Raw genomic sequence first — 16,385 nt, forward strand, 5'->3', positions numbered from 1 at the left:
TAACTGCTTCATACCTTTCTCTATTTTTAAACTCCTGCTACTTCTCCTCGTTTTTTTAACCACAAATAAGCGCAGATGCATATGATGACAGAAAGTAAGGATCCGGCTGGCGCTGCAAGTCCCATTGGAAACAGAGTATTTGCAAACATTTTTGAAGCAAAATAAGATCCTGGAACACGTACAAAAACAATTGCAAGGATGTTATGTATAAATCCAATATAAGATTTTCCATAGGCACAAAAATATCCACTGAAACTAAAATGTATTCCTGCAAATATCGTATCCCAGATATAACCTCTAATATACTGCGTTCCAAGTAAGATGACCATCGCATCCTTAGTAAACAGATGCACAATAAATCCCGCAATCGCCTCGACAATCAATGAAATAATAATCCCATATCCACTTGTAAGAAATGTTGCATAACGCAAGGTTTTTGCTGCACGATCATGTTTTCCTGCTCCAATATTTTGTGCGGAAAGGGCAGATACTGTCGCAAGCATGGAAGATGGAACAATAAATAAAGCACTGATCACTTTTTCTACAATTCCAACAGCCGCTGCATCAGAAAGCCCTCTATGATTTGCAATCACTGTAATAATCATAAAAGCAACCTGAATACATCCATCCTGAACAGCAACAGGAATTCCAATTTTTAATACTTCCCTCATTACTTTACGATCAGGATAAAAGTGTTCTTTTTTTAGATGAATTCCCGTCTGCTTTTTTCTTATAATAATAAACGCAATCAATACGCTTAATGTCTGAGCCAGCGTTGTGCCCAGAGCTGCTCCTGCTGGCCCCATGTGAAAAAATCCAATAAATAAGTAATCCAGTAAAATATTCGCTGCACATGCGATTCCAATAAAATACATCGGACTTTTGGAATCTCCAAGCCCTCGAAAAATAGAACTAATAATATTATAAGCGGTAATAAATGGAATACCGATAAAACAAATCGTTAAATATCTTCTCGTTCCATGTACTGCTTCTGCCGGTATTCCAATCAATGATATAATATTTCCTACAGAACATAATAAAATACCTGTTATAACAATGGCAATCACCATAAATAAAGTAATCGTATTACCAATGGCTACCTCAGCATTATCTAATTTCCCAGCACCAACTGCACGTCCAATTGTCACAGTTGCTCCCATGGCTAATCCAACAATAATTACGGTCAGCATATACATCACCTGGCTTCCATTGGATACAGAAGTGATTCCATCAACCCCATTAAACTGACCCGTAATAAATAAATCGGCCATTCCATAAAGAGTCTGTAAAAAATAAGATAAAAGGTACGGCAATGCAAAATAAATAATTGTTTTAAATACACTGCCTGTTGTTAAATTTTTTTCCATGATTCTTTTCTTTTTCCTAACCTGATTTTTTATATTGTCAGGAAATTTCCTCCTGCTTATAATTTAAACCCTATAATGACTATAGAGTCAAATCATTTTGTCAGAAGCCATGAAATGCCTTTTGTCAATCTCTTTCCAGAATCTGCAAAATGTCCGCCCGAATTCCACTCAAGAATGGTTTGTTCTACATTTGGATCCTGTTTTAAAAACTGTTCTTGTTTTCTCGTCCGTTCTCCTACGGTTGCTATAATTTTATTCTTTGTTTTTTCCTCTTTTCCTCCCAGACTTAAATAAATATTTCCTTTGGATCTTATTTTTCTTTTTTCCGCATACTGCTCCCATCCTTCAAACCATAAGGAACCAGAACAACATGCTGCCCCGGAAAATAAATCCGATTCATACATTGCCCATAAAGAAAACAAACCTGCAAGAGAGTATCCTGCCAAAAAATAACTCGAATCTGTTTTATAATATTGTTTTATATATGGGATACATTGTTCCGTCAGCCAAGACAAGGTTTCTTTTCCTTTGCCTTCAAACGCTTCCTGTCCAAAAACAGCTGGTGCTTCCCAAGGAGAAAAATCGCGATTCCAATCTTTTACCTGATAGGCAATTAAAAGAAAGTCTTTCTTTGAAAGCTGTTCCTCCAGGCATTCCTCCATTTGTTCTATCTCATCCGGCCGATGTGGATACATTCCCAATAAAATTACCGGACCTGCGGTTCCTTTTTGCATGATATGACATAAGACGCCTTCCATTTTTTTCTTCACCATTTTATTTCTCCTGATTCATTAACATCGAAAGATAGGACTTCTGAGTCGTATCTTCCATGCTATATCCAAGGTTTTCTAAGATTCCTTCGATTCTTTTTAATGACTTTTCTTTTTGATCTTTAGATTCCGCTAAAATTTCCAACTCCAAAAAATTTCCAAGATTTTCTACCTGATCGATACACGCCGTGATATCGTTTCTTCTCATATATTGCCTTGTTTTACAAACAGAAGCTGCCTTCTCAAAATCCAAGTTTTGTAAAATTTCTTCCATAATAGATGCATTTTCAATTTCAATTTCCAATTCTTTTCTCGACATGGAAATTTTATCAAGTTTTGGTCCTTTAAAATTAAGCTGTGTTTTTATTTGATTCGTCATTAGATTCGTACTTTTTCTAATTCTTAAGGCCTCATCCCTTTTTTTGATATCGTAATGTCGGCTATAAAAATAAACATCTTCTTCTCTCTTTAAAACTTCTTTTTGAAAACCTAAAGTTTTTAAATCCTGTATCAATTGTTTTAAATTTTTAACGAATAACTTGATTTCGATCTCATATTGTTTCATTTTTATTTTCCTTATTTATGATGCAAAAAGACTCACATAAAACAGATTTCTCTGTTTTATAGGAGTCTTTTTCTTAATGATTTTTATTGTTCAATTTCTTCGTTTGGTGTTGATTTTACCTGCTGGATCTTATCGCTGATTTCTTTTACAGTATTTGATACGTTATAATTTTCTTGTCCATATAAATATTTATGAATATCCTGTGCTGCATTTTCTAATGTTACAGGAACCGCATACCATACACCATCAATTTTTCCACCCCATAATTTTCCTGGAACTGCTTTACTATCATCAATAGTATACTGTGCCATATAAGATAGCAGATCTGTTACATCATCCGTTGCATAATTTGTATCAATCTTAGCAATCATCTTTGTAACAATACCCATCAGCTGTGTTGTGCCTTTTGTCTTTGCTTTTTCAAAGATTTCCATTAAGACGGTTCTCTGACGTTCTGCACGTTTGTAATCACCACCGGTTGTGTAACGAATTCTTGAATACGCAACTGCCTGTGTTCCATCCATTTGATAGGTTCCCGCTTTTGTGATATGAGCAGAATGTGTTTTATCAACTTTATTGATCTCATCGATATAATGATTAATATATTTTACTTCTTCCGAAGTTACCTGCATTTTAATACCACCAAGATCATCAACAACTTCTGCTACATTTCCAAAATTGACCGTAATATAATGATCAATCTTTAAATCAAAGTTTCTGTTTAATGTGTCCATTGCCAAATCCGGACCACCATAAGAATGTGCATGTGTCACTTTATCAAGACCATGGCCTTTGATATCAACATAACTATCACGGAAAACAGAAACAACTCTGACTTTTTCTGTTGTATGGTCAACACTTGCTACCATGATCGAATCAGATCTTGTTCCTTTTCCAAGCTGATTGGATCTGGAGTCCACACCAAAAATTGCAAACGTTTCTAGTTTACTATTTCCATTCGATGATGTCTGCTGTTTACTTTCGGTTACTTTTTTTGTTGCTATTGTCTTTTTTTCTTTGTGCTTTGCGGAAAAAATAAAAATTTCTGCAAGAACCGCACATAAAACCAGAACAATTCCGATCACTAAAATAAGGACCCCATTGTTCTTTCTTTCTCTTTGGTTCATGTTTTCTCCCTCCATCAGGCATTATTCTATCATTTTTTTATTTTAGCGTCTACCTATTTTCCTTGTTTTACTTGATAACCTGTCCTAAATGGTCTAGAATCTGATTAGATCTTACCCTCAGCACAACTTTATGACTGCTGAGGGTTCCATTTATTATTGATTTTTTCTTCAGGAGGATTATTTTATGAACTCATCATCCAGAACAATATCGGGGAAAATGGATATGCTTCATGGAAGCTTACTCGACAAAATTTTAATTTTCGCTCTGCCCCTTGCCGGATGCAGCATCATGCAGCAATTATTTAACTCTGTTGGAATTGCTGTTGTCGGCCGTTTTGCAAGCAGCCAGTCTCTTGCCGCTGTCGGTGGCAACGGTTCTATTATTAGTCTGCTGGTCACTTTATTTTCTGGCATTTCCCTTGGATCAAATGTCGTGATTGCTCATTATATCGGTCAAGGAAATGAAAAGAAAATCCCTCGCATCGTTCACACAGCAATTTCTTTAGCTCTTGTAAGTGGAATTTTATTGTTGCTTCTTGGCCAAATGATTGCTCGGCCTATCCTTGCTTTGATGGGTACACCTTCCGATGTCATTGATCTTGCTACTTTATATTTACGAATTTATTTCCTTGGGATGCCCTTTCTTATGCTATATGATTTTGGTGCATCAATCCTTCGAAGCATCGGAGATACAAAACGTCCATTTTATAGCCTGCTTGCATCTGGTGTAATTAATGTTATTCTAAATCTGTTACTTGTTGTTGTTTTCCACATGGATGTTGCCGGTACTGGAATCGCAACTGTCATCGCCAATGGAGTTAGTGCTTTTCTTGTTCTTCATTTTCTAATGCATGAAAATGATCCAATTCGCCTTTCTCTAAAACATTTGGTTCTTGATTGCGATGCTATCATGCGTATTATTCGTATTGGTGTTCCTGCCGGACTCCAAGGCATGGTTTTTTCTCTGGCAAATGTCTGTATCCAATCAACAATCAACAGTTTTGGTTCTAAAGTTGTTGCTGGTTCTTCTGCTGCATTAAATTATGAATATTTTTCCTATTTTCTTGTTAATGCATTTGCACAGACAACCGTAACTTTTACCAGCCAAAACTATGGTGCCGGAGAATATGATCGATGCAAGAAAGTCTTTCGCCTTGGAATGCTTGCAAGTGTTTTATCATGCGGGTGTTTGAGTCTTATTTTTGTACTTTTTCGCTCTTTCTTTGTCGGTTTGTACACAACAGATTCTGCTGTCATCCACTATGCGCTTCTAAGAGTTCTTGTTGTATTAACCTTTGAATGTCTAACCAGCGCTTATGAAATCAGTGGTGCCGCTTTGCGTGGACTTGGCCATTCCATGACACCAGCAGCTCTTACCGTCCTAGGATCATGTATTTTAAGACTCATCTGGGTCTTTACACTTTGCCGAATGTTTCATAGTTACATTCTCTTACTTGTCATCTATCCAATTTCATGGATTGTGACTGGTGCCATGGTACTGTTTGCTTATTTTAAAACACGTAAGAAATTATTTCCTGCTTAACTTATTAGATACCGCTATCTGGAATTCTCATAATCTTTCAATTCCTGAAAAGCTTTTCTAGATAGCGGATACAGGAGAATAATATTAAAAATTGTCATTAATCCAATTCCTACATCTCCAAGATCCCACACAAAGGTATACGTCTGAATTCCCCCAATAAATAACATAAGCAGTGCAAGAATCTTATAAAGTGTTTGCCAGCACCAATGATCCCCAAACAAATAAGCAACGTTCGATCTAGCATAAAATAAAATACCAAGAAACGTAGAAAAACTAAACAGCCATAAAGTAACTGCGATAAAAATCACTCCAAATTTTCCAAGATGAAACTCCATTGCAGTTTGTAAAAGATTCATTCCTGATAATCCATGCGTAACACTCTCTGGTGCAATTAACATAATCATTGCTGTACAGCTGCAAATTACAAGGGTGTCAATAAAAACACCAAGTGCCTGCACAAACCCCATTTTGGCCGGATGATCTACTTCTGCTGCAGCTGCCGCACATGGTGCTGATCCTGAACCGGCCTCATTCGAAAATAAGCCTCTTTTAATCCCATTCATTAAAACAGCTCCAAACCCGCCGGCAGCTATCTGTCGAATTCCAAACGCTTCCTGAAAGATTCTGGAAAATACAGAAGGAAGACTTCCAATATTTTTCACAATAATAAAAATGGTAATAAAAAAATAACAAACAGCCATAGCTGGAACAATGATATCTAATACTTTTACCGTCGCATTTTTCCGAAGAACAATGAATGCTGCAACAATAACAAGCGCAATGGATGTATAAAGCGGCGGAATTGAAAATGCATTCTCAAAAGAAGAGGTTACAGAATTACTCACAACCTGACTGATGCCACACCAACAAATCAGACCAGAAATTGCAAATAAAACCGCCCACAACACATGTTTTTTCTTTTTCCCCTGTTTTTCCTCAAAAAAATGATGAATGTAATAAGCAGGTCCTCCACGGTATCCTCCATAAAGCGGATCTTTTTCCTTATAAAGTTGTGCCAATGTTGCCTCAATAAAAGCAGTGGAAGAACCAATCAATGCAGTTACCCACATCCAAAAGACAGCTCCGGCCCCTCCAGCAGATACCGCAGCAACAACTCCGGTAAGATTTCCCATTCCAACCCTTGTCGCTGTTGATACGATCAATGTCTGCAGCGAAGATAAGGTACTTTGCTCTTCTTTCTTTTCTGTCAATGATCGTACCATATCTGGAAATAATCGAATGGAAAGAAATTTTCCACGAATTGTAAAATAGATACCTGCCGGAAGAAGAAATAAAATTAAAAGTGATATTCCAAGACTTCCGCCTCCTGGCATTGGAATGTGAATAAGATCTCCCCATAAAAATGAATAAATGTTTTCAATCAATTGTACTATCATAAATTTTTCTCCATTAAGTGAATTTTAAATTCATTATACAATAAGAATACAAGATTGTAAAAACATAAAAAAATAATCTTGTAAAGTAAGAAAGAATGCAGTGCGATCCTGCCCTGCCCGTAGGGCTTTTTTATTTTATAGAGGATTTCATCGAAATTTCCTATATAAAAATAAAAAATCGACCGGAGGAAGATCTGGTCGATTTTTCAGCTTTGTTTATGTTTTGTTTTTGTTTTTTAGTTAGTTTGAACTAACTTCGTTTATCATATAACATTTTTTGCAAAATGTCTATCTTTCTTTTTGATTTTTTTTCTCAATACCAAGAATCTGTTCTGCTTTTGCAACCTGTTCTTCGCTCGGAACAGGAGTATCCTTTAACGAATAATGAATTCCCAATTTTTCCCACTTAAAAAGTCCAAGGGTATGATATGGCAAAATTTCCACACGCTTTACAGTTTTTAGCTTATCCAAAAATAGGCGAAGATCTTTTAATCCATCTTCGTCGTCTGTAAGATCTGGCACAAGAACATGACGGACCCACAAGTCCACCCCACGCTTTGATAATTCTTCTGCCATTTCTAAAATGTTAGCATTTTCTTGTCCTGTTAGTTTTTTATGTTTTTGAGGATCCATTTCTTTTAAATCTAAAATGACAAGATCTACATATTTTATAAGCTCCAGCCATTGATGGTAAAAAGGTTCTTCTTTTGTAAACGGATTTCCGGAAGTATCCAATGCTGTATGAATTCCTTCCTGTTTTGCAAGTTTAAAAAATTCAGTTAAGAATTCTACCTGAAGCATCGGTTCTCCTCCGCTTACCGTAATTCCTCCGTCTTTTCCCCAGTACATGCGGTACCGCAAGGCTCTCTTTAAGAGAGCCTTTGGGGTCCATTGTTCACCACAGTTTTCCTTCCAGGTTTCTGGATTGTGACAGTATTTACATCGCATCCGGCAACCTTGCATAAAAACTACAAACCGCACGCCAGGTCCATCCACCAAACCGAACGTTTCTAGTGAATGAATATTTCCTGTGAATGTCTCATGCATTGTTTCTACTTCCATTACATTGTTTTATGGCATGTTCTAGAAATTACATCCATCTGCTGTTCTCTTGTCAGATCGATGAATTTAACTGCATATCCAGAAACACGAATTGTAAAGTTTGCATATTCTTCTTTTTCTGGATGTTCCATAGCATCAATCAGTTTTTCTTTTCCAAATACGTTTACATTTAAGTGATGCGCACCCTGATCGAAATATCCATCCATAACATTTACAAGGTTATTAATTCTTTCACCATCTTCATGTCCTAAAGCATCCGGATTAATTGTCTGTGTATTAGAAATTCCATCTAACGCCCATTCATATGGAAGTTTTGCAACAGAATTTAAGGATGCTAACAGACCATTCTGTTCTGCACCATAACTTGGGTTTGCTCCAGGTGCCAAAGGTTCTCCAGCTTTTCTTCCATCAGGCATTGTTCCTGTAGCTTTTCCGTACACAACATTTGATGTAATTGTAAGAATTGATGTTGTAGGTTCAGAATTACGATATGTATGATGTTTTTTGATCTTTGCAAGGAAAGTTCTTAACAGCCATACTGCGATATCATCTGCACGATCATCATCGTTTCCGTATTTAGGGAAGTCTCCTTCGATTTCATAATCAACAACTAATCCATCTTCATCACGGATTGTTTTTACTTTTGCATATTTAATTGCACTTAAAGAATCAACCGCATGTGAGAATCCTGCGATTCCTGTTGCAAATGTTCTTTCAAGTTCTGTATCCATTAATGCTAATTCAGCAGCTTCATAATAATATTTGTCATGCATATACTGAATTAAGTTCAATGTATTTACATATAAATCTACTAACCATTCCATCATAATATCGTATTTTTCCATAACTTCGTCATAGTCAAGATATTCTGCTGTGATTGGTTTATAAGAAGGTCCTACCTGCTGTTTTGTCTTGCAGTCAACACCACCGTTGATCGCATATAATAAGCATTTTGCAAGGTTTGCTCTTGCTCCAAAGAACTGCATTTCTTTTCCCGTCTTTGTCGCAGATACACAACAGCAGATTGCATAGTCATCTCCCCATACAGGTTTCATAACGTCATCGTTTTCATACTGAATAGAACTTGTACGAATAGAAATATCAGCTGCATATTTTTTGAAGTTCTCCGGAAGATCTGAAGAATATAATACAGTGATGTTTGGTTCTGGAGAAGGTCCCATGTTTTCTAATGTATGTAAGAAACGGAAGTCTGTCTTTGTAACCATAGAACGACCATCCACACCAATACCTGCAAGATCAAGCGTTGCCCATACTGGGTCTCCTGAGAATAACTGATTGTAAGAAGGAATTCTTGCAAATTTAACCATTCTAAATTTCATTGTTAAATGATCAACTAATTCCTGTGCCTCTTTCTCTGTAATAATTCCTTTTTCAAGGTCACGCTGAATATAAATATCAAGGAATGTAGAAACACGTCCAATACTCATGGCTGCGCCATTCTGAGTTTTGATTGCTGCAAGATATCCAAAATACATCCATTGGATGGCTTCTTTTGCATTTTTAGCTGGTCTTGAAATGTCAAATCCGTAGATTTTAGCCATTTCTTTCATTCCCTTTAATGCTTTTTTCTGTTCTGCAATTTCTTCACGAAGACGAACAACATCATCTGTCATGACACCACATCCACAGTTGCTGAAATCATTTTCTTTTTCTTCTAACAAATAATCGATTCCATATAAAGCAACTCTTCTGTAGTCACCAACAATTCTTCCACGTCCATAAGTATCCGGAAGACCTGTGATAATTTTGTTATGTCTTGCTTTTTTCATTTCTGGTGTATATGCATCAAAGACTGCTTCATTATGAGTCTTAGAATATTGTGTAAAAATCTTATGAAGCTCTGCACTTGGCTCATATCCATAATTTCTGCATGCTTCTTCTGCCATCTTAATTCCACCAAATGGCATAAAAGCACGTTTTAATGGTTTGTCTGTCTGAAGACCTACGATCTGTTCCAGATCTTTTGTTTCTTCACTAATATAACCAGCTCCATGAGAAGTTAATGAAGATACAATATCGGTATCCATATCAAGAACTCCGCCTTTGGCACGTTCTTCTTTCTGTAATCCCTGTAAAATTCCCCATAATTTATCTGTCGCTTCTGTCGGTCCTTCCAAAAAGCTTTCATCACCATCATATGGCTGATAATTTTCTTGAATGAAATCTCTGGTATTAATTTCTTCTTTCCAGATTCTTCCTTTAAATCCTTCCCATTCTTCGAAGTGTTTCATGTTTTTTCCTCCATTTGATTGAATGTAAATTAAATATTTCCCAACAAGTTAGTCTCTTGCTAACTTGTCAATATTATAACATACTAAATTTTGAATACAACATACTGATATGACATTTTTTTTCACTAAGAGCTTGTGTATTTTTTTTCTCAATTTCTCTTTCTGTTAAGATTTTGTAAATTTTATGTGGACATTTTAAAAAAACAAGTGTATAATAAAGCATAAATAAAAAAAGCAGAAAACAATGAAGTTTTTTCAATTGTTTTCTGCTTTTTTTATTTCAGAAAAAATTACGGAGGTAAAGTTTATGGAAACAATTTCTCAAATCATCACAAATATTGATACCTTTGTCTGGGGGCCTGTAATGCTTATTCTTCTTGTTGGAACAGGTATCTTCCTAACATTTCGTACAAAATTTGCAGCATGGCGTAATCTTAGTTACGCACTAAAAAGTGTCTTAAGTAAAGAAGCTCGTGCTACAAAACGAGGAGATGGTGATGTTTCTCCATTTTCTGCACTTATGACTGCGCTTGCAGCTACAATTGGTACTGGAAATATCATCGGTGTTGCTACCGCAATGTTTGCTGGTGGTCCCGGAGCTCTTGTATGGATGTGGGTTTCCGCCTGTTTTGGTTTGACATCCAAATTTAGCGAATGTATGCTTTCTATTAAATATCGTACCATTAACGAAAAAGGAGAAATGTCTGGTGGACCGATGTATACCATGCGCAACGGTTTAAAAAACAAAACTTTTGGTAAAGTTCTTGGATTTTTATTTGCTCTTTTTACAGTCCTTGCTTCTTTTGGTATTGGAAATATGACACAGGCAAATTCTATTTCCAATTCTGTTCATGAAGTATTTGGTGTTTCAACAACGATCACCGGTATTATTATTACAATACTGGCACTTGTAATCATTCTTGGCGGAATCACAAGCATTTCCAAAATTTCCTCTGTTGTTGTTCCCGGAATGGCTGTTTTCTATGTAATCGCTGGAATCATTGTTATTTTATTAAATATTCAGCATGTTCCAGCTGGTCTGGCACAAATTTTTGTTATGGCATTTCATCCGCAGGCAATTGGTGGTGGTGTTATGGGAGTTATTACTGTAACCGTTATGAATTCCATCCGCTATGGTGTTGCTCGTGGTGTATTCTCCAATGAAGCTGGTCTTGGTTCCGCTGCAATTACTGCCGCAGCTGCTACAACTGATGATCCAGTTCGTCAAGGATATATCAATATGACTGGTACCTTCTTTGATACTATCGTTGTCTGTACAATTACAGGTCTTGCCATTGCGTCTTCCGGTGTTCTTGGAACATGTGATTCTACCGGTGCTGCTCTTCAGGGCGTTCAGCTTACAATGGCTGCTTTCTCAAGTGTCCTTGGACCTGCCGGAAAATATCTTGTTGGTATTGGTATCATTTTATTTGCATTCTCTACCATTCTTGGATGGGAATATCATGGAGAAAAAGCTTTTGAATATTTATTCCAGAGCCATAAATACAATATGATTTATCGTATTATTTTCTCTCTTGTTGTCTTTATTGGTGCGACTCAGACATTGCAGCTTGTATGGGATTTATCCGATATCATGAATGCCCTCATGGCAATTCCAAATTTGATTTGCTTACTCTTAATGAGTAAAGAGGTTGCTCAAGAAGTAAACCGATTCCAACCAGTCATTGAAAAAGAAAAAGCAATGGGTAAAATCAAAGTCCGGGCAAATGCTTAATCTACTTTATTCCTTCTCTTTTTTCCAGCATTTGCCTAAAAAAGGAAGAGGCTATAAGAAGCTTCTTCCTTTCTTTCTATGATCTATTTTCAAGATTTATATATTCTTTTTCTTGTGCAATGCTCTTATAAGCCGGACGAATAATTTTATCAACATTCGTCAACTCTTCTAATCTATGAGCACTCCATCCTACAATTCTTGCCATGGCAAAAATCGGCGTAAACAGTTCCAATGGAATATCAAGCATACTATAAACAAATCCACTATAAAAATCTACATTTGCACTGACCCCTTTATAAATATGACGTTCTTCCCCAATAATTTTTGGTGCTAACGTTTCAATCATAGAATACAATCGAAAATCTTTTTCTCTTCCTTTATCAACAGCAAGCTGCTCTACAAAACTTTTAAAAATCTGTGCTCTTGGATCCGAAATACTATAAACTGCATGCCCCATCCCATAAATCAGACCTTTTTTATCAAATGCTTCTTTATGAAGTAATTTTCTAAGATATTCCTTTACTTCATCTTCATTTTCCGTATCGTTTACATTTGCTCTTAAATCCCGCATCATCTCAACAACTTTAATATTTGCTCCTCCATGTTTCGGTCCTTTTAGAGAAGAAAGTGCCGCCGAAATCACAGAGTAAGTATCAGAACCTGCTGATGTTACCACATGCGTTGTAAAAGTAGAATTATTTCCACCTCCATGCTCCATATGGAGCACGAGCGCAAGATCCAGTACCTTAGCCTCTAACGGTGTATATTTTTTATCAGGGCGCAACATTCTTAAAATATTTTCAGCCATAGAACAAGTTGGATCCGGGCGGTGAATATAAAGACTATCATCGTTTTCATAATGATTGTATGCCTGATATCCATAAACAGCAAGCATCGGAAATACACTAATCAGCATCATACACTGACGAAGAACATTTTCCATCGAAAGATCTGATGGGTTTTCATCATAGGATGCTAATGTCAAAATACTTTTTGTCATAGAATTCATAATATCTTTACTTGGTGCCTTTAAAATAACATCTCTTGTAAAGTTTTTTGGTAATGTCATCCCCGTTGCAATCATATCTCGGAATTTGTGAAGCTGTTCCTGATCTGGAAGCTGTCCAAACAATAATAAATAAGCTGTTTCCTCAAATCCATAACGTCCTCCTGTTAAAAAGCCTTGAACCAGACGATTGATATCATACCCTCGATAAAAAAGCTTTCCTTCACAAGGCACTTTGTTTCCATCAACCATTTTACTAGACTGAATATTTGAGATATTCGTAAGACCTGCCAAAACACCCACACCGTTTATGTCGCGCAGTCCTCTTTTTACACCAAATTCCTGAAACAATGCTTTATGAATTTCACAATTTTTGCGGCATAGTTCTGCCTGCTCTTTCAGATAATATTCTTTCATCTCCATAATTTCACTCCTTACTCATACTAAATTTTCGGGTTACTATGTAAATTAATTGATTTTTGTCAATCATTATATCTTCTTAATTGATTTTTGTCAACTATTGACCAAGATAAAGAACATGATATAATAAGAATTAATGCATGAAAAGGAGGATTTTATTATTTTATGAAAAACATTTCTGCACTGATGGAGATCTTCCCGATCGTCCAGAAACTTCTCTTAAATACGATTGATCTTCATTCGATCACACTAACGAGAGCTCAGATTCTTATTTTATTTGCACTTTCTGGAAAGGATTCTCTGAATATGTCACAAATTGCAACTTATCTTGCTTCATCCAAGGAACAGGCAACCAGAGCTGTCGCACCTCTTGTTAAAGAGGACTATGTTTCCCGTTTTCATAAAGAAAACAATCGAAAAAAAGTTTATATTTGCCTTACAGAAAAAGGAGCAAACTTTATTCATCAAGAAAAACAGCTCATCCGCTCCAAACTTTCGGATCAATTTAATGCCCTATCACTGGATGATCAGATGACGTTTCAAACTGCAGTTGATGATATTTTACATATTTTAAAAAAATTAGATTACCAAAACATACAGGGGGATAAAAAATGAAAGCAGATTTACACTGCCATACCGTCCTGTCAGATGGAGCCATGGATATTGATCAACTCTTTCAATATGCAAAAAGAATTCATCTTGACTATATTGCTGTTACCGATCATGAATCCACTCATTCTATTCCGGCCGCAAAGGTCCTTGGAGAAGAACTTGGTATTCATACCATTCCGGCTGCAGAAATTACAGCACATCATAAAGATGCCGACTGCAATGTACATCTTCTTTGCTATGGACCTATTGATACAAAGCGCTTGCAGCACCATCTAAATAAAACCATCGAGACAAGACGAAATTCCGTTATTCGTTCTTATCAGCTTCTGATGGAAAAATATCCAATAACTATGGAGCAGCTTTATGAAGTTTCCAGACAAAGTACCGGTATTTATAAAACACATATCATGCAGGTGCTGGCTCTTATGGGATATACAGGAAAACCTATCGGTGAACTTCACGATGAATTATTTTATTCTGGAAGTCCTTATCAGTTTCCAAGACATTATATGGACGTCAAAATGGCATCCGATTTGATCCGCTCCTGCGGAGGCGTCGTTGTTCTTGCTCATCCAGGAGAATACAACAATCCAATGTTAATGGAAATGATGCTTGAAGAACAGCTAGTGGATGGAATAGAATTAAATCATCCAAGGAATAATGAAAAAACAATGGAGCATATCCGTACTCTCTGCAAAGAACATGATCTTTTTATGACCGGAGGTACAGATTTTCATGGTCTTTATACCAAAACACCGTATCCTCTTGGTAGTTTTCTCTGCCCACAGGAAGGTCTAGAACGACTGCTTGATGCAATTCAAACATCCAATGCTTCTTATTATGAAAAAAAGAAACGAAACACAATAAAAAATCTTGATAAAAAATAGAGGATTCCGGTATTTCATCCGGTTTCCTCTATTTTTATTATAATTAATCTAAAATTTTTAAAATACTCTTTGCCACACTTAATCCGTTTGCTGAAGCTTGCTGAAGTCCTCTTGTGACAGAAGCTCCGTCTCCGATTGCTCTCAATCCATGAATGTTTGTCTCAAAATCTGTATTCACCATAACTTTGTTTGAATAAAATTTGACTTCAACTCCATAGAGCAATGTTTCATCGCTGGCCATTCCAGGTGTTACTTCATCCAACGCATAAATCATTTCCTCGATATCCTTCATAATACGATATGGAAATACTAAAGAAAGATCTCCAGGCACTGCATCTTTTAAGGTCGGTGTCAAATTGTTTCGGATCAAACGTTCCTCTGTTGTTCTTCTGCCCCTGACAAAATCCCCAAAACGTTGTACAAGGATTTTCCCATCACAAAGCATGTTACTTAACTGTGCAATATGTTTTCCATATTGAATTGGCTCTTTAAATGGCTTTGTAAAATTCTTTGATACCAGTAATGCAAAATTTGTGTTATTCGTTTTATATTTTTCTGCCTTATAAGCATGTCCATTAACAACTGCAAGTCCATGTTCATAATATTCTGTTGCTACTTCTCCTGACGGATTGCTGCAAAATACACGAACTTTATCATCAAAAGTTGGAGTATAATAAACAAGTTTTGCTTCGTAAAGGCTCTTGTTTAATTCCTCCATGATCTCATCTCTCACTTCTACACGAACTCCAACATCAACCGTACCAACTTGTGTCTCGATGTCGTATTTTCTGCAAATACCGCTCAGCCATTCAGAACCTTCACGTCCAACAGCTGCGACGATTTGATCGGCATAATAAATCTCACCTTTTTCTGTGGCTACACCTTTTGCCTGACCATCTTCAATCAGAATATCGCTGACCATCGTATTAAATTCCATTTCTACACCAAGATCTAGAAGATGTTTTTGCAATCGTGCATAAATTTTATACCCTTCTTCTGTTCCAAGGTGACGAATTGGACATTCAATTAATTTTAAATTTGCTTGAATCGCTTTTCTTCGAATCTTTGCAATTTCATCTTCTTCATTGATTCCATATACCTTTGTATCTGCTCCAAATTTCAGATAAATATCATCGGATTCTTTTAAGAGTTCTACTGTTTTTTCGTATCCAAGGATCTCCGGAAGATTTCCTCCAACGTCCGGAGATAACGATAATTTTCCGTCGGAAAATGCTCCAGCTCCGGCAAATCCTGTAGTGATCGAACACGGCTGGCAACCAACACATACTTTCGTATTTCGTTTTGGACACGTCCGATTTTCGATCCTTCTTCCTTTTTCTATCATCTTAATTTTTGTTCCAGGACGTTTTTCCATTAATTCATAAGCACAAAAAATAGAAGATGGTCCAGCTCCAATTAAGATTACATCATATTTTTTTTCCATAAAATTTATTTCCTTTCATCTTATTATAAGTCAACTACCCATCACCGAAAGGCAATAGGCTTATAATTGCCCAGTTGTACTGACACTCCAACAGCTAAAGCACGTTGGGTTCTTATATACATTCACTTCCAAATATACTCGAAAGCATATGAGACTAATGAACTTCTACAAAACTTTCACTACCAAAGATACCATTGC

Annotated in this window: 13 protein-coding genes; 4 read left to right on the forward strand and 9 right to left on the reverse strand. The window is 36.4% G+C overall.

The window, feature by feature from the left end:
* Positions 1 to 26: 26 nt before the first annotated feature.
* From KQI71_RS01910 to KQI71_RS01925, 4 genes are all read right to left on the reverse strand, one after another.
* On the reverse strand, positions 27 to 1,367 hold the full coding sequence (locus tag KQI71_RS01910) for an MATE family efflux transporter (RefSeq protein ID WP_216433517.1): 1,341 nt from the start codon (positions 1,365 to 1,367) through the stop codon (positions 27 to 29).
* Between the two features lie 92 nt (positions 1,368 to 1,459).
* Complete coding sequence (locus KQI71_RS01915; RefSeq protein WP_216433519.1) at positions 1,460 to 2,140, reverse strand: alpha/beta hydrolase; 681 nt, start codon at positions 2,138 to 2,140, stop codon at positions 1,460 to 1,462.
* Position 2,141: 1 nt separating this feature from the next.
* The gene (gene cyaB, locus KQI71_RS01920) at positions 2,142 to 2,702 is read right to left on the reverse strand and encodes a class IV adenylate cyclase (protein WP_216433521.1); all 561 of its coding nucleotides are present in this window, start codon (positions 2,700 to 2,702) and stop codon (positions 2,142 to 2,144) included.
* A gap of 83 nt (positions 2,703 to 2,785) precedes the next feature.
* Positions 2,786 to 3,829, reverse strand: a complete 1,044-nt coding sequence (locus tag KQI71_RS01925; RefSeq protein WP_216433523.1) for an LCP family protein — start codon at positions 3,827 to 3,829, stop codon at positions 2,786 to 2,788.
* Positions 3,830 to 4,013: 184 nt separating this feature from the next.
* Here KQI71_RS01925 and KQI71_RS01930 point away from each other — a divergent pair, with 184 nt between their 5' ends.
* The gene (locus KQI71_RS01930) at positions 4,014 to 5,372 is read left to right on the forward strand and encodes an MATE family efflux transporter (protein ID WP_253287881.1); all 1,359 of its coding nucleotides are present in this window, start codon (positions 4,014 to 4,016) and stop codon (positions 5,370 to 5,372) included.
* 14 nt (positions 5,373 to 5,386) lie between these two features.
* On the opposite strand, the gene KQI71_RS01935 is transcribed toward KQI71_RS01930, so the two are convergent.
* From KQI71_RS01935 to pflB, 3 genes are all read right to left on the reverse strand, one after another.
* Positions 5,387 to 6,769, reverse strand: coding sequence for an alanine/glycine:cation symporter family protein (locus tag KQI71_RS01935; protein ID WP_216433524.1), 1,383 nt, complete (start codon positions 6,767 to 6,769; stop codon positions 5,387 to 5,389).
* Between the two features lie 288 nt (positions 6,770 to 7,057).
* Positions 7,058 to 7,816 (reverse strand): pyruvate formate-lyase-activating protein, encoded by a 759-nt coding sequence (gene pflA, locus KQI71_RS01940; protein WP_216433526.1) that lies wholly within the window; start codon positions 7,814 to 7,816, stop codon positions 7,058 to 7,060.
* 14 nt (positions 7,817 to 7,830) lie between these two features.
* The gene (pflB, locus tag KQI71_RS01945) at positions 7,831 to 10,083 is read right to left on the reverse strand and encodes a formate C-acetyltransferase (protein WP_216433528.1); all 2,253 of its coding nucleotides are present in this window, start codon (positions 10,081 to 10,083) and stop codon (positions 7,831 to 7,833) included.
* A gap of 307 nt (positions 10,084 to 10,390) precedes the next feature.
* Here pflB and KQI71_RS01950 point away from each other — a divergent pair, with 307 nt between their 5' ends.
* Positions 10,391 to 11,818: an alanine/glycine:cation symporter family protein gene (locus tag KQI71_RS01950; RefSeq protein WP_216433530.1), complete on the forward strand. Its 1,428-nt coding sequence runs from the start codon at positions 10,391 to 10,393 to the stop codon at positions 11,816 to 11,818.
* Between the two features lie 76 nt (positions 11,819 to 11,894).
* On the opposite strand, the gene KQI71_RS01955 is transcribed toward KQI71_RS01950, so the two are convergent.
* Positions 11,895 to 13,250 (reverse strand): citrate/2-methylcitrate synthase, encoded by a 1,356-nt coding sequence (locus KQI71_RS01955; RefSeq protein WP_442859884.1) that lies wholly within the window; start codon positions 13,248 to 13,250, stop codon positions 11,895 to 11,897.
* A gap of 159 nt (positions 13,251 to 13,409) precedes the next feature.
* Here KQI71_RS01955 and KQI71_RS01960 point away from each other — a divergent pair, with 159 nt between their 5' ends.
* Entirely contained in the window at positions 13,410 to 13,859 is a 450-nt protein-coding gene (locus KQI71_RS01960) for a MarR family winged helix-turn-helix transcriptional regulator (RefSeq protein WP_253287882.1), read from the forward strand.
* Positions 13,856 to 14,743, forward strand: a complete 888-nt coding sequence (locus tag KQI71_RS01965) for a PHP domain-containing protein (RefSeq protein WP_216433534.1) — start codon at positions 13,856 to 13,858, stop codon at positions 14,741 to 14,743. The genes KQI71_RS01960 and KQI71_RS01965 overlap by 4 nt, the downstream gene beginning before the upstream one ends.
* 43 nt (positions 14,744 to 14,786) lie before the next feature.
* Here the strand turns inward: KQI71_RS01965 and KQI71_RS01970 are convergent, their stop codons facing one another.
* Positions 14,787 to 16,187 (reverse strand): NAD(P)/FAD-dependent oxidoreductase, encoded by a 1,401-nt coding sequence (locus KQI71_RS01970; RefSeq protein ID WP_216433536.1) that lies wholly within the window; start codon positions 16,185 to 16,187, stop codon positions 14,787 to 14,789.
* Positions 16,188 to 16,385: the final 198 nt, after the last annotated feature.

This window comes from Anaerostipes sp. MSJ-23, from assembly GCF_018918155.1.
Taxonomy (GTDB): Bacteria; Bacillota; Clostridia; order Lachnospirales; family Lachnospiraceae; genus Anaerostipes.

Excerpts from the sequence above, each read along its gene's own strand:
- KQI71_RS01930 (WP_253287881.1), top strand. The coding sequence starts at position 4,014 with ATGAACTCATCATCCAGAACAATATCGGGGAAAATGGATATGCTTCAT.
- pflA (WP_216433526.1), bottom strand. The coding sequence starts at position 7,816 with ATGCATGAGACATTCACAGGAAATATTCATTCACTAGAAACGTTCGGT.
- pflB (WP_216433528.1), bottom strand. The coding sequence starts at position 10,083 with ATGAAACACTTCGAAGAATGGGAAGGATTTAAAGGAAGAATCTGGAAA.
- KQI71_RS01965 (WP_216433534.1), top strand. The coding sequence starts at position 13,856 with ATGAAAGCAGATTTACACTGCCATACCGTCCTGTCAGATGGAGCCATG.
- KQI71_RS01935 (WP_216433524.1), bottom strand. The coding sequence starts at position 6,769 with ATGATAGTACAATTGATTGAAAACATTTATTCATTTTTATGGGGAGAT.
- KQI71_RS01910 (WP_216433517.1), bottom strand. The coding sequence starts at position 1,367 with ATGGAAAAAAATTTAACAACAGGCAGTGTATTTAAAACAATTATTTAT.
- KQI71_RS01950 (WP_216433530.1), top strand. The coding sequence starts at position 10,391 with ATGGAAACAATTTCTCAAATCATCACAAATATTGATACCTTTGTCTGG.
- KQI71_RS01970 (WP_216433536.1), bottom strand. The coding sequence starts at position 16,187 with ATGGAAAAAAAATATGATGTAATCTTAATTGGAGCTGGACCATCTTCT.
- KQI71_RS01960 (WP_253287882.1), top strand. The coding sequence starts at position 13,410 with ATGAAAAACATTTCTGCACTGATGGAGATCTTCCCGATCGTCCAGAAA.
- KQI71_RS01915 (WP_216433519.1), bottom strand. The coding sequence starts at position 2,140 with ATGGTGAAGAAAAAAATGGAAGGCGTCTTATGTCATATCATGCAAAAA.
- cyaB (WP_216433521.1), bottom strand. The coding sequence starts at position 2,702 with ATGAAACAATATGAGATCGAAATCAAGTTATTCGTTAAAAATTTAAAA.
- KQI71_RS01925 (WP_216433523.1), bottom strand. The coding sequence starts at position 3,829 with ATGAACCAAAGAGAAAGAAAGAACAATGGGGTCCTTATTTTAGTGATC.